Origin of the sequence: Nostoc sp. (genome assembly GCF_036917615.1) — a bacterium.
Taxonomy (GTDB): Bacteria; Cyanobacteriota; Cyanobacteriia; order Cyanobacteriales; family Nostocaceae; genus Nostoc.
The window spans coordinates 287,777-301,180 of record NZ_JBALCZ010000027.1; the positions used below are offsets into that span (position 1 = coordinate 287,777).

Genomic DNA, 13,404 nt, shown 5'->3' on the forward strand with positions numbered 1-13,404 from the left:
AGGGTACAGATTATTTCCTGTCCCCTGTCCCCTGTGACCTATCCCCTGTCCCCTTCGTAACCTTTCGTAATACTGCTCTCAGTTTGCAGCTAAAACAGTAAATTCTGAAAAGCAATATTACAAAGTGTTAAGAGCAGTCATAAATGCTCAACAGAATGCCGGAAAATGTTTTGCGGAAGGTAACTGAGTTTAAAAGCTTGTGTACTTATGTTGACTCAAGCAAACTCGTAATTTTTTAGCCGTAGCAGTTATTAAACTCTTGTGTCTAAAATGACGATCAAACAAACTCAGTGAACCAAATTTAAAGTCGCACCAGTTTAATCAAATCCTGGTTTCATTCGTATTGGAGGAATCCATTAATGAGTATCGTCACGAAAGCCATCGTGAATGCTGACGCAGAAGCCCGCTATCTCAGCCCTGGCGAATTGGATCGGATCAAATCCTTTGTTGCAAGTGGTGAGCGCCGTGTGCGGATTGCTCAAATTTTGACAGAAAATCGCGAACGGCTGGTTAAGCAAGCCGGCGATCAACTGTTCCAAAAGCGTCCTGATGTTGTGTCTCCAGGTGGTAACGCCTACGGTCAAGAATTGACTGCTACTTGTCTACGTGACCTAGATTACTACCTCCGCCTCGTTACCTACGGTATCGTTGCTGGTGATGTTACCCCCATCGAAGAAATTGGCGTTATCGGTGCCCGTGAACTGTACAAGTCCTTGGGAACTCCTATCGATGGTGTTGCTGAAGGTATCCGTGGGTTGAAGAATGTCTCTGCTAGCCTGCTGTCTGGTGAAGACGCTGCTGAAGCGGGTAATTACTTCGACTACCTAGTTGGCGCCCTACTGTAGGGTGAAGCTGTTTACCTACTCAAACAGAAGTATTGCAATACGGTTGGAAATAAGGAATTAACAACATGGCTCAAGACGCAATTACCGCTGTCATCAACTCTGCAGACGTTCAAGGTAAGTACCTAGACTCTTCTGCTTTAGAGAAGCTAAAAAGCTATTTCTCCACTGGCGAACTGCGGGTACGTGCTGCTAGCACCATCAGCGCCAACGCTGCTGCGATCGTCAAAGAAGCTGTAGCAAAATCTTTGCTGTACTCTGACATCACTCGTCCCGGCGGCAACATGTACACCACTCGCCGCTATGCTGCTTGCATCCGTGATTTGGACTACTATCTGCGCTATGCTACCTACGCTATGTTAGCTGGCGATCCTTCCATTTTGGATGAGCGTGTATTAAATGGCTTGAAGGAAACCTATAACTCTTTAGGTGTTCCCGTTGGTGCTACCGTGCAAGCTATCCAAGCAATCAAGGAAGTAACCGCTAGCTTGGTTGGTTCTGACGCTGGTAAGGAAATGGGTGTTTACTTAGACTATATCTCTTCTGGCTTAAGCTAAGAGCTAGTTTGCGCTTAAGAATTTAGGTGCGGCTTTATTAAGGTCTGGAAATCAATCGTGAGTGCTAGAACGTTATATTGCTTATCTTGGTAAATTATCAGTGATGAGTGTTGGTGGTCTAGTATTGATGTTTGATTTCCAGCCTTTGAATGATTAAAAGATTTGCACTCAAGATTTTGAGATAAAAAAAGTTTTCACAAATTATACAGGAGATTTTCAAAAGATGGCCCGTTTCTTTAAAATTACTGCTCTAGTTCCCAGCCAAAGCCGAGTTCGTACCCAGCGCGAACTGCAAAATACTTACTTCACTAAGCTAGTTCCCTATGAGAACTGGTTCCGCGAACAGCAACGTATTCAAAAAGCAGGCGGCAAAATCATCAAGGTGCAACTGGCAACTGGTAAGCAAGGCGCTAATACTGGCTTGTTGTAATTCTGTAAATAGAAGGTTATTTTAGGGAATTGGTAAGGGGTCAGCAAAGACCTCTTTTTTGTTAAGAATTGATACTACAAAAAATCTGTATTGCGTTCGCCCTACAGCCCTTCTCCTAAAGGAGACGCACTCGCGTTCGGGCATCCTACGGCAGGTGTTCCCATTGGCGCAGCCTCTCGTAAAGAAGGGTACGAAGTGAAAGAATCGCAAAGACTGAGATTGCAACTCTTGGAGACGCTACGCGAACACTCCACTGCGTTACGTACCCTACGGGAAGACTTACGCCAACGCAATGACATTTTATATTTAATTTCGCCCAGCTACTTATGATAAGAAAGATTGATAAAGAGGTCTAATACAGACCTCTTTCTTTTTTGTTGTTTGTATTTCTGAAAGTTAAAAGTTAAACATTTCTACAAGGCGATACCCACGAGTGTATAGCGGAACTGGAGCGCCAGAATTCTGTTTTTTCCTTGCTTGTTCAGAAGTTTCATCAAACACAATTAGCGTTTTTTTACCAATCTTCAGCCCTGATCTAAGGAAGCATTAGATTCAGAGAGAACTCTGAATTCTGAATTATTGTTTAAATCACTGATATTATTTGTATAAAATAATGATTATAAGTTGCTGCGTAGCAAACGCAATTTGTCAAAAATATTATCGAGCGGTGTATTGAAGTTAACAACTATAAGATTTATGCTTGTGAAGCCTACTTATGAGTTATAAGTTATGATTTATGAGTTTTATTGCTAACTCCTAATTCCTAACTTTTTACCTGTACTGATCGTGAATCTACGCCGCCTGATTCCAATTTTTGATAGTTCAGTCTCTAACTGGGCATTAGAAGCGCGGTTGTTGCGCTGGTTAACGTTGATTTGGCTGTTCGTCGGCTTGATCATGCTATTTTCAGCATCCTATCCCGTCGCTGACGCCCGTCATCATGATGGATTGTACTACTTTAAACGTCAACTGCTTTGGGTGTTAGTTTCTTTAATCGGATTCAATATTATTGTTAATTTACCGTTGCAGAAAATTTTGGGATTATCCCATTGGTTTTTGTTACTGTTTTTGGCGTTAATTTTCGTCACACTGATCCCAGGATTGGGAAAGAAGGCTTTTGACGCAGCGCGTTGGATAGCGATCGGGCCAATTCCGATTCAACCTTCAGAATTAATTAAACCCTTTTTGGTGCTGCAAAGTGCGCGGCTTTTTGGTCAGTGGGAACGAATCAGTTGGCGGATTCGCTTGGCTTGGTTGAGTATTTTCGGTCTAGTACTTTTAGGAATTCTTGCCCAACCTAACTTGAGTACAACAGCACTTTGCGGCATGACAATTTGGCTAATTGCCCTAGCAGCTGGGTTACCTTACAAGTACCTGGGAGGAACAGCAATTGGCGGAGTGATGTTGGCAATACTCAGTATTAGTATTAAAGAGTATCAGCGTAAGCGGGTGATGTCATTCCTCAATCCGTGGGCGGATGCGACTGGAGATGGCTACCAGTTGGTGCAAAGTCTACTAGCCGTGGGTTCTGGTAGAACTTGGGGAGCTGGATTTGGGCTTTCTCAACAAAAGCTGTTTTATTTACCAATTCAGGACACCGATTTTATTTTTGCGGTGTTCGCTGAAGAGTTTGGCTTTGTTGGCAGTATGGTGTTGTTAGCACTTTTAGCTACATTCGCCACTCTTGGATTAATTGTAGCGCTGAAGGCGAAAAATATAGTGCATCGATTGGTAGCGATCGGCGTGACGATTTTGATGGTAGGACAATCATTGCTCCACATCGGTGTTGCTACAGGTTCTTTACCGACTACTGGCTTACCTTTGCCCATGTTTAGTTATGGTGGTAATTCCATGATTGCCAGCTTAATAGCTGCTGGGTTGCTGATTCGGGTAGCACGCGAAAGTAATGAAGCTGAGGTAGTACCGTTGCGAAAACCCCTATTTGAAAATGGGCGCAGACGTCGAGCTTTTCAGAAAAATAGGAATTGAGCTAGTACGCTCTTTGCACGAGCAAATTGAATAGATTATGAAAGAACCTAAAACAAACAATAATCAGCTACTCCAGCAGAGACCTCGAACAGCGCAAAAATTGGTATTCTCCAGCAGCAGAAGCTTACAATAAGGCAAGACCCCGCTATCCTCAGGATTTGATTCACCAAGTTGTGGAACTTGCTCAACTTTCTACTGACTCAAAAATTCTGGAAGTTGGATGTGGGCCTGGAACTGCAACGGTAGCGTAGGCAAAGCCCGCCGTAGGCATCGCTCAATGGGTTGCTCTATAATCTGCTTAGAACCCAATCCAGATTTTTTCCAGTTAGCTCAACATAATTGTCAACCGTATTCTAATGTAGAGATTCAGAACACATCTTTTGAAGAGTGGGAACTCAAGCCATTTGAATTTGATGCCGTTTTAGCAGCTAGTTCTTTTCATTGGATTATTGAAATGCATATTATATTATTAAATATCAATGTCTAATAAGTTTATCAACTTATAATATTTATTTTGAGCGATTTAATATTTGGTATAGCAGTTCTATTTAATTCGTGAAAAATATAAATAAGAAAACGAACCGCAAAGTACGTCATCGCGTAGCGTCTCGTTAGAGAAGGACGCAAAGGGAAGAAAGAAGAAAGAGATATATAATTTTCACAAATGATTTAGGACTGCTATATAATTCCTATAAAAACTTGACAAACCAAGTTTTTATCCGAAAATTGAGCTTTTCAGTTTAAACCAGCATATAGCTTGATTTTTAATCCCCATGCTATATGTGAGTTACAAAACTCTGTAAAACTACATATCAAATTTTTATTGCTTTACAAAAGCGTCAACTTGCTAGATAATAGCAACGAAAGGGAAAATGATTAGTAAGTATATTAGTATATTTTTAGCTATCGGTAGTTGTGTGGAAATCCTGTAATTACGCGGCTGAAATCGGTTTGAGTTTCCCTCATTACCTTAGCTCGAAGTAAAGAAATGCCAACACTACATACCTCACACTCCCAAGTAAATTCTGCAACTTCCACCTCCTATGTTCATAGTTTAGTCTTCATCGACATGGCGGTTGAAGACTATAGCGATTTGGTCAATGGCGTGCTTGATAATACCCAAGTGTTCGTACTTGACTCGACACAGGACGGTGTTGAACAAATAACAGAAATTCTAGCGAGTTACGTTGGCACGAATTTAATTAATATTCATATTGTGTGCCACGGTGCCCCAGGTTGCTTACAATTGGGCAACACCTATTTAGGACTGGATACCCTCGACGAATACAGCCAGCAATTGCAACTATGGCAAAAGGTATTTTCAACCTCTGCCAAAAGCGATAACCTTTGGAACTTACTCATCTATGGTTGCAATGTGGCTTTGGGTGATGCGGGGACAGAATTTGTAGACAAACTGCACCAACTCACCAAAGCAAATATTGCTGCTTCCCATCAGCGAATTGGTAATGCAGCATTAGGCGGCAACTGGGAGTTAGAAGTCCGCACGGCTGATATGGAAGTGAGTTTAGTTTTTCCAGAAACGACGCGGCAGGCTTACGCAGGGGTACTGGCAACGTTCACAGTGAATAATACTGGGGACACGGATGATGGCAATCCAAACAACGGCATCACGACACTCCGGGAGGCAATTAACTTAGCCAATGCTACTGCTGGGGATGATGCGATCGCTTTTGGGGGAATATTCAAAGATACTACCCCAGATACCATCACGCTCACCTCTGGGCAACTGACGATTACCGATGATGTTACCATCTTGGGGACTGGGACATCTCAGCTTACTGTGACAGCAAAGAATGCCTCTACAGTATTCGATATATCAGGATTAGGGACAGGTGTCAATATTAATGGACTGGGGATCGCTAGCGGCAGTATTAAGATTAATAGAACTTCCATCCTCAACCTAGCAAAAAGTAGTGTGTCTGGTAATACAGCAGGAAATGGCATCTCTAATAGCGGCATCCTCAGTCTTGCTTACACCAGCGTCTTTGGCAATACGCAAGGCGGTATCTATAATGGTGGTAGTCTCAGCCTAACGGGAAGCAGTGTTTATGGCAATACCGGGGCAAGCAAGATTTATAATGGCAATACTGCCGGAGGCGGCATTTTTAATGACGCTTCCTCTGGTAAAACTGGTACTCTCAGCCTAATTAATAGCAGTGTCTCTGGCAATACGGCAAACTCCGGTGGTGGCATCTATAATCAAGGCGGTACTCTCAGCCTAACTAGCAGCACTGTCTCTGGTAATACTGCAACCTCCGGCGGTGGTATTTTTAACGGAAATGATAATGGTTATAGTTCCGGATCAGCTACTCTAACTAATAGCACCATCTCCGGCAATACAGCGTTAGAGGATGGCGGTGGCATATACAATGACTACGCCTACGTCGGTGATAACAGCCTCACCCTAAGCAGCACTACAATTAATAACAACACAGCTGACTCAGATAGTAATGGTACTGGCAATGGCGGGGGTGTTTTTAGTGTCTATGATGACCCTGTTAACGTTAAGGTTAGTAACACCATCATTGCAGGCAACTTCGACAAGTCCACCTCAGGTGATATAGACCCTGACGTGAGTGGTGGGCTGGTTGACTCCGGCAATAACCTGATTGGCAATAATAGTGGTAGCACTGCCTTTACCACCAGCACCCTCGTCGGCACAAGTGCTAGCCCCATTGATCCCAAACTCGGACTACTGCAAAATAACGGTGGTGCAACCTTTACCCAGGCGTTACTTGCGAATAGCCCTGCTATTGATGCTGGCAAGAATTCCTTATTTCCTATTGGTGTCATCACTGACCAACGTGGCACTCGATTTAACCGAATATTCAACGGTGTTGTTGATATTGGTGCTTACGAAGTCCAATCCCCTGTCACCCCGCCACCTGTTAATACTGGCACATTTGTGGTGACTAATACCAACGATTCTGGATCGGGATCGTTGCGGCAGGCTATCCTCAATGCCAATGCGACCGTTGGAGCAGATACGATTACCTTTGCGGGCGTGTTCACCGATGCTACCCCAGATATCATCACCCTGACCTCTGGCAAATTAACCATTACCAATGATATTACCATTTTGGGGACTGGGGCATCTAACCTCATTGTGAGTGGAAATAATTCATCAGGTGTGTTTGAGATATCGGGTTCTGGGACAGATGCCAGCATTGATGGCTTGAAGATTGCTAATGCTAATGATCCCTTAGGCAGTATTTTGCTTAATAATAGCAATACCAGCCTCAGCCTAACTAACAGCACTGTCTCTGGCAATAGAGGGGAAGTAGGCGGCATATTTAACAGAGGCACTCTCAGCCTGACGGGAAGCACTGTCTCTGGCAATAGGGGGTCTTCCTTAGGCGGCGGCATCTTTAACAAAGGCAACCTGAGCCTAACTAACAGCACTGTCTCAAGCAATAATGCAAACGTCGGTTTCAACACAGCCTATGGCGGCGGCATATTCAACACAGGCAAACTCAGTATAAATAACAGCACTGTCTCTAATAATAGTGCGTTCGCCAGCGGTCTTAATCGGGGAGGTCCCGACCCTTACCCTTCTTACGGCGGCGGCATTTATAACTTAGGCACTGTCGATATCACTAACAGCACTGTCTCTAATAATAGTGCGGCAGACGGCGGTGGCATCTCTAACTCAGGTACTTTTAACCTGACTAACAGCACTGTCTCTGATAATAGTGTATATTATACCGGCGGCGGCATCTTGAACAGTGGCACTCTCACCCTTACTAATGACACTATTACCAATAATACAGCAGAGGGCTTTGGCTACAACAATGTTAGTGGCAACGGTGGGGGTGTTGTCAGTAATGGCGGCACTGTTATAGTTGGCGATACCATCATTGCAGGCAATTTCTACACAGCCATTTCTGATGATTCTGGGGATTCCGGTTATTCCCGCGACGTTTCCGGCAACTTCACCGACGCTGGAAATAACCTAATTGGCGACAACACAGGTAGCACTGGGTTTACCACCAGCACCCTCGTCGGCACCAGTGCCAATCCCATTGATCCAAAACTCAGCCCCCTGCAAAATAATGGTGGTGCAACCTTTACTAATGCCTTACTTGCGAATAGTCCCGCCATTAACGCTGGCAATAATGCTCTGATTCCAGCAGGTATCACCACCGACCAACGCGGCGCTGGATTTAACAGAATATTTAAGAGTACAGTTGATATTGGTGCATTAGAGTTTAACGGGCTGAATGGAACCAATGGCGCTGATAATTTAGTGGGCAAGAATTACAGTGACATAATTAACGCTCAAGCCGGGAACGATACCATCACAGGTAATCAAGGCAACGACATCCTAACTGGTGGCGGCGGCAAAGATAAATTTGTTTACAACTTAGGTGACGGTGTTGATACCATTACCGATTTCGGTGGGTTAGGTAAAGGCTCAAATCCATCAGCAGCAATCATTGCCGAAGTGGATACCCTCAAATTTCAAGGTGCTGGATTGACAGCCCAAAATCTACTACTCACCCAGAATGGTAACAATCTGGAAATCACCTTTGAAGGGGTGGCTGATGATAAAGTTATTCTGCAAAACTTTCCCCAGGAAAACCTAGAGAACGTATCGGCAGTAGGCAATATCCTGTTTAATGGGCAAGCCAGCATTAGTGAAAGCTTTGATGTCTTCGATGCCAACTCCACCCAAAACGCTATCTTCAACAAGAACACAGTCACCTTTCTCAATGACCTGAACAACAATATTACTGGCTTTGACAACTCAGCAGATGTTATTAATGGTCAAGGGGGCGATGACCGCATCGACGGCAAGAGTGGTAACGACCTGCTGCGCGGTGGCGCTGGTAATGATACCCTGCTTGGTGGTGATGGTAATGATACCCTGCTTGGTGGTGATGGTAATAATAGCCTCATTGGAGGTGCTGGTAATGACATCCTCATTGGCGGTAATTTTAGTGATACGTTGACTGGCGGTAGCGGTAATGACCAGTTCATTTACCGAACCCTTAGCAATAGTGATACAATCACTGACTTTAATAAAAGCGAGGATAAATTAATCCTTACTAACTTGTTTAAGAGTACAGGCTACAGTGGCAGCAATCCCATCGATGATGGCAACTTACAATTTGTGCAATCGGGTACTTCTACACTAGTTCAAGTCCTTGGTTATTCTTTTTACACCTTGGCGACTTTGAATAATTTCACGGCTACAAATCTGGTAGTCGGTACTAACGTCATCGTCTAGCGCTCAATTCTAGCGATCTGCCCACCTTTATCTAAGAGAATAAGACGCGCAGTAGGTCACTTACAAGGAATAAAATGCCCAGTTGGCAATTTTGCCAACAATATTATTGAAACGGCTGGGCGTTTTATTTTTTGCATGTCTCCAAACTACGCTAGCTAAAATTAGGCTTTTTGAAGAATTGGGTGAAACTTCACGATTCATTAACGCAGATTTAGCCGAAAAAGGCGATTTAATAATTATTGAGCAAGACAGGGGCAAAGCTGTGATGCCTACGGCGGTAAACTACGCACATTGGGACGATCAAGGCTATGAATTTTGGGTTACTGTAGCGAAAGAAGTTTTGGATTTTAGATGTCTGTGAAATCTAAAATCCAAAATATATAACTCTTACAGTTGCCGCACTAATGGCTGACCATCTTTGACTTCACCAATCAAAACTAAATCGACACAGTTAACGAAGATACCATTTTCCAGAACGCCGGGAATATTATTCAATGTCTTTTCTAGGCTGACTGGATCTTCAATAGAGTCAAATCTGACATCTAAGACAAAATTGCCTTGATCGGTGATCACTGGACCAGCTTTTTTTACACCCATGCGGAGTTCTGGTTTACCACCGAGTTTTTTGATAGCATTAGTCACAGGAGTAATTGCCATTGGAATCACTTCCACAGGCACAGCGAAAGTAGAACCCAAGCGTTCTACTAACTTACCACTATCTACCACAACGATAAACTGTTCTGCCAGGTAATCTACGACTTTTTCGCGGGTATGTGCTGCACCACCGCCTTTAATCAAATTCTTCTGCGGATCGACTTCATCTGCGCCATCAATGGCAATATCGATGTGGTCAATAGCATCTAAGGTGGCCAGAGGTACACCGTATTGCTTCGCCAGTACTTCTGACTGAAATGATGTAGGTATACCAATGATATCTTGAAGTTCACCAGACTTGAGGCGATCGCCCAAAAACTGAATTGTATATGCTGTAGTTGACCCCGTACCCAACCCCACAATGGAACCCGACTTTACCAGGGCGGCGGCGGCTTTGCCAACTTCTTGCTTCATCGACGTTACGGGATCTGGTGCTGCGGTCATTGCCAAAACTGCTCCATAAAACTTATATAAAATGAACATAACCTAAGTTACACACCTTTTACTGTTTATTTTCAGCTTCATAAAAGAGTGTCAGCGACACTTTCTCGACAGCTTGACACAGTTAATTCCTACGACTATTTTGATTTTTAATCGGGATAAGCAAGAAAATCGTAGAAATAAAATTTTGTTCATTGACGCGAGTAATGAATATCAAAAGAGCTGTAATCAAAATTATCTGCGTGAAAAAGATATCACTCATATCATCACAGCTTACCAAGCCTTTGAAGATGAAGAGGGATATGTTAAAGTCGTGGCTCTGGAAGAACTAGCTGCTAATGAATATGTTCTCAATATCAATCGCTATGTACTAACCCCCAAGGATGAAAATGACAAAATTAATATTAAGGCGGAGATTATCAAGCTGCGCGAATTAGAGGCTCAACGTGCTGAAGCCGAGAAGAGTATTAATAAATACTTGCGGTAATTAGGAATAGAATTAAGTGAGTAACTATAAGCGATCGCAAAATAAATTAAATTAGCTTGAAAAGTAAGGGTTTCACCATACTTGCACCCACCTTAAAAGGGCTAGGCTGCACACCCTACTAAAAACTTTTTCAAGTCAGCCTCACGCTTCACTTGATACTGGCAGTCTAAATATATAACCCACAACAAGCAGATATGCAACATTGCCCAGCCGAAGTTCGTCACTAACTAAGTTATAGGTTATTAAGAATACCAAACTTCGCCTTAACCTCAGTAACGTAGTTTTTTAAATTCATTTAGCAGCTAAAAGTGGCTATCATGATGCGTCAGCTTTCAATTACTCTATCTTTAGTAGCACTATTACAAAACTTGCCAGCAATTGCTCAGGCTTCAGTGCCAGAACCAACTTCTGCAATCCCATCTGATTCCATTCAGCAGGTAACTGCTGTCAAATGGATGACAAACTTTTCCGATGGCAAGTTTTATCCAGAAAGGTTACTGAGTCGGGCAGAATTAGCGTCAATTATGGTCAAAGCATTTCGGCTAGATAAAAGACAAGGTGTTAGCAAAGAAAATTTAGCTATTCCAGATGTTCCTCGTTCTCATTGGGCATTTAATGATATACAGACAGTCTTAAAAACTGACATTATGAAAGGCTATCGGAGCAATGAATTCTTCCCGAACCAAAAGGTGACAAGGGCAGAAGCTCTTGCTATTTTCGCCCAGGCTTATGGTGTATTTCAGTTTCCTGATGATGCTGTTAATGAGACTCTTGCTTCATATCCAGATGAAAAGTCTATCCCAGCTTGGGCTAGGAAAGCGATCGCTACAGTAGCTACTGAGGGATTTCTGAACACAGATGCTCAAGGCAATATTTCCCCATTAAAACCCGTAACCCGTGGGGATATGGCTTATGTATTGAGTAAGTATTTGCAACGACAACAGCAACAACCCGAAACACCAGAAGTTCCGATTATTCCAAATAGCCCACAATCACCTTAGCTGAATTTTATTCAGTTAAGCGACGTGCTTAAAATTAGTTTTGACCCGGACTTCTATACTTGTCTCGAATCTGCCGAAGATATAAGGAATTAGACTGTGTTGGTTGCTGCAACACATTATTCCCATAATTAGATTGTGGTGGTTGCGTCGGTTGCTGCAACCCATAATTCCCATAAGTGGACTGTGGTGGTTGCGTCGGTTGCTGCAACCCATAATTCCCATAAGTAGACTGTGGTAGTTGCGTCGGCTGCTGCAACCCATAATTCCCATATCTTACAGGGTTTGTAGGGGTGGCAACGCTTTGACTAGAGTAAGGTGCAATATTACTTGGTGCGGCAGAGGTGACTGGGGGCGTCACTGGTGCTACATTAGGCAATACCTGACCGTTATTTAAATTATTGTAGGGATTTTGCGTTGTACCGGTTGACGTATAACCTGTACCAGTAGTTAACCCATTACTAGGCAATACCTGACCGTTATTTAAATTATTGTAGGAATTTTGCGGTAAGTTTGTACCGGTTGACGTATAGCCTGTCCCAGCAGTTAACCCAGTACTTGGTAGAGAATTCTGAGTGGGTAAGCTGTTGAGCGATGGCGTTAGCGTTGTTCCTGGGTCAGAGACTCGGCCCAAGGCATTTGTCTGAGTTGCACTACCATTAAAGCTAGACAATTTCTGGTTTGTTGATTGGTTGAGCGCCCCTTGCAGAGGGCTGATAGAGAGAGAATTTTGATTCTTGTTGGTTTGATTGGTTGATCCAATACCCAGGCTAGAGGATGTTTGTTCCCCCTCTGTTGGTTCAGACGGCGCATTTAAGGTCTTGAGACCAAGAAACGGGTTATTACTAGCAACCGTCCCAGTCCGCAATAAATTTTCTGTTTGTACAACAAAAGGATTTTTCACAGTTGGGGAGGTGTCGCCATTAACACCTAAACTAGGATTTAATTTGGGATCACTAGCAGACTTTTGTTTGTTAATTGCATCCTCTAATAAGCCTTTGCTGTTTTTTCCCTTAGTGTTTTCCTTAGGGGTATTTGCTGTTAATGAGACAGTTCCTTGCTCAAAATCATTAAATAAAACTGGCAAGTTATCAATATCCGCTGCAATAGCTTTGTTTTCTTCTGACAGGTCGGAATCAGCAGGCTTTTGTGAAGCCACTTGGTTTTTTTGCTTATAAACGAAAATATCTGGGTTTGACCAGTACTCCCAGGTTACTAGCCCTAGTACAGATAAAAAAATTGCAGTTACCCAAAAACCAGGTCGCCCTAGATTCCATAACCTGGCTCTGAGATAGCGTAAGTAGGCGGGAGGATAATGACGATTTGGCATGGGATTGGTAATTGAAATTTACTCGAAATCGGGAAAAATTGAGGGAAGCTGAAGGCGTTGCTGTTTAATGCTTTTGCTTTCCTCAACCGGAAATATCTTAACTGAAGTTTGAATGGTGATTTCATCCTAACTTCTCCATCAGTTATTAGTCATTACCAATAGACATGTACTAGTAAAAAATTTACTTTTTAGCGGCTGGAGTCCTTTGGGAAGATTTTTTAAAAAGTTATGGGAATTTATGGTTAGTTTTTGGGTATCGGTCACATTGGATAACATCAGGAGTTGACAACTGGTCTAATTTATTGTTGTAGCTGGACAAAAGTTCAACTTTTTTACTTTCTAGTTAGCAAACTGTGCGCTGCAATGCTTTGATACGCCTCTGAGGGCGCTGTGCTGCACCGTACTATTAACCAGGAGACTACAGC

At 43.0% G+C, this 13,404-nt stretch carries 11 protein-coding genes and 1 pseudogene; 10 read left to right on the forward strand and 2 right to left on the reverse strand.

Annotated elements, in window-relative coordinates:
* The first annotated feature begins 359 nt into the window (after positions 1–359).
* The 8 genes and pseudogenes from apcA to V7K85_RS10835 all read left to right on the forward strand — a co-directional run bounded on the left by apcA (position 360) and on the right by V7K85_RS10835 (position 9,430).
* On the forward strand, positions 360–845 hold the full coding sequence (gene apcA, locus V7K85_RS10800) for an allophycocyanin subunit alpha (protein WP_334813416.1): 486 nt from the start codon (positions 360–362) through the stop codon (positions 843–845).
* Between the two features lie 65 nt (positions 846–910).
* Entirely contained in the window at positions 911–1,399 is a 489-nt protein-coding gene (gene apcB / locus V7K85_RS10805; RefSeq protein WP_334691195.1) for an allophycocyanin subunit beta, read from the forward strand.
* A gap of 223 nt (positions 1,400–1,622) precedes the next feature.
* Positions 1,623–1,829, forward strand: a complete 207-nt coding sequence (locus V7K85_RS10810) for a phycobilisome linker polypeptide (protein ID WP_334813418.1) — start codon at positions 1,623–1,625, stop codon at positions 1,827–1,829.
* Between the two features lie 90 nt (positions 1,830–1,919).
* Positions 1,920–2,159 (forward strand): hypothetical protein, encoded by a 240-nt coding sequence (locus tag V7K85_RS10815; RefSeq protein ID WP_334813419.1) that lies wholly within the window; start codon positions 1,920–1,922, stop codon positions 2,157–2,159.
* A gap of 456 nt (positions 2,160–2,615) precedes the next feature.
* On the forward strand, positions 2,616–3,818 hold the full coding sequence (locus tag V7K85_RS10820) for an FtsW/RodA/SpoVE family cell cycle protein (protein WP_334813421.1): 1,203 nt from the start codon (positions 2,616–2,618) through the stop codon (positions 3,816–3,818).
* Positions 3,819–3,877: 59 nt separating this feature from the next.
* A pseudogene (locus V7K85_RS10825) lies at positions 3,878–4,266 on the forward strand (class I SAM-dependent methyltransferase); the annotation flags it as partial.
* 540 nt (positions 4,267–4,806) lie between these two features.
* Entirely contained in the window at positions 4,807–9,069 is a 4,263-nt protein-coding gene (locus tag V7K85_RS10830; RefSeq protein ID WP_334813423.1) for a DUF4347 domain-containing protein, read from the forward strand.
* A gap of 82 nt (positions 9,070–9,151) precedes the next feature.
* Positions 9,152–9,430 carry a hypothetical protein gene (locus V7K85_RS10835; protein ID WP_334813425.1) on the forward strand — a complete coding sequence of 93 codons (279 nt, stop codon included), beginning with the start codon at positions 9,152–9,154 and terminating at the stop codon, positions 9,428–9,430.
* Between the two features lie 26 nt (positions 9,431–9,456).
* On the opposite strand, the gene rpiA is transcribed toward V7K85_RS10835, so the two are convergent.
* On the reverse strand, positions 9,457–10,167 hold the full coding sequence (gene rpiA / locus V7K85_RS10840; protein WP_334813535.1) for a ribose-5-phosphate isomerase RpiA: 711 nt from the start codon (positions 10,165–10,167) through the stop codon (positions 9,457–9,459).
* Between the two features lie 112 nt (positions 10,168–10,279).
* Here rpiA and V7K85_RS10845 point away from each other — a divergent pair, with 112 nt between their 5' ends.
* Positions 10,280–10,651, forward strand: a complete 372-nt coding sequence (locus tag V7K85_RS10845; protein ID WP_334813426.1) for an N-6 DNA methylase — start codon at positions 10,280–10,282, stop codon at positions 10,649–10,651.
* Between the two features lie 320 nt (positions 10,652–10,971).
* On the forward strand, positions 10,972–11,652 hold the full coding sequence (locus tag V7K85_RS10850) for an S-layer homology domain-containing protein (RefSeq protein ID WP_334813537.1): 681 nt from the start codon (positions 10,972–10,974) through the stop codon (positions 11,650–11,652).
* Positions 11,653–11,686: 34 nt separating this feature from the next.
* On the opposite strand, the gene V7K85_RS10855 is transcribed toward V7K85_RS10850, so the two are convergent.
* Positions 11,687–12,979 carry a hypothetical protein gene (locus tag V7K85_RS10855; RefSeq protein ID WP_334813428.1) on the reverse strand — a complete coding sequence of 431 codons (1,293 nt, stop codon included), beginning with the start codon at positions 12,977–12,979 and terminating at the stop codon, positions 11,687–11,689.
* Positions 12,980–13,404: the final 425 nt, after the last annotated feature.

What these genes read in the sequence shown, in the direction of transcription:
- apcA (WP_334813416.1), top strand. Translation starts at nt 360, where the DNA reads ATGAGTATCGTCACGAAAGCCATCGTGAATGCTGACGCAGAAGCCCGC.
- apcB (WP_334691195.1), top strand. Translation starts at nt 911, where the DNA reads ATGGCTCAAGACGCAATTACCGCTGTCATCAACTCTGCAGACGTTCAA.
- V7K85_RS10810 (WP_334813418.1), top strand. Translation starts at nt 1,623, where the DNA reads ATGGCCCGTTTCTTTAAAATTACTGCTCTAGTTCCCAGCCAAAGCCGA.
- V7K85_RS10830 (WP_334813423.1), top strand. Translation starts at nt 4,807, where the DNA reads ATGCCAACACTACATACCTCACACTCCCAAGTAAATTCTGCAACTTCC.
- rpiA (WP_334813535.1), bottom strand. Translation starts at nt 10,167, where the DNA reads ATGACCGCAGCACCAGATCCCGTAACGTCGATGAAGCAAGAAGTTGGC.
- V7K85_RS10850 (WP_334813537.1), top strand. Translation starts at nt 10,972, where the DNA reads ATGCGTCAGCTTTCAATTACTCTATCTTTAGTAGCACTATTACAAAAC.
- V7K85_RS10855 (WP_334813428.1), bottom strand. Translation starts at nt 12,979, where the DNA reads ATGCCAAATCGTCATTATCCTCCCGCCTACTTACGCTATCTCAGAGCC.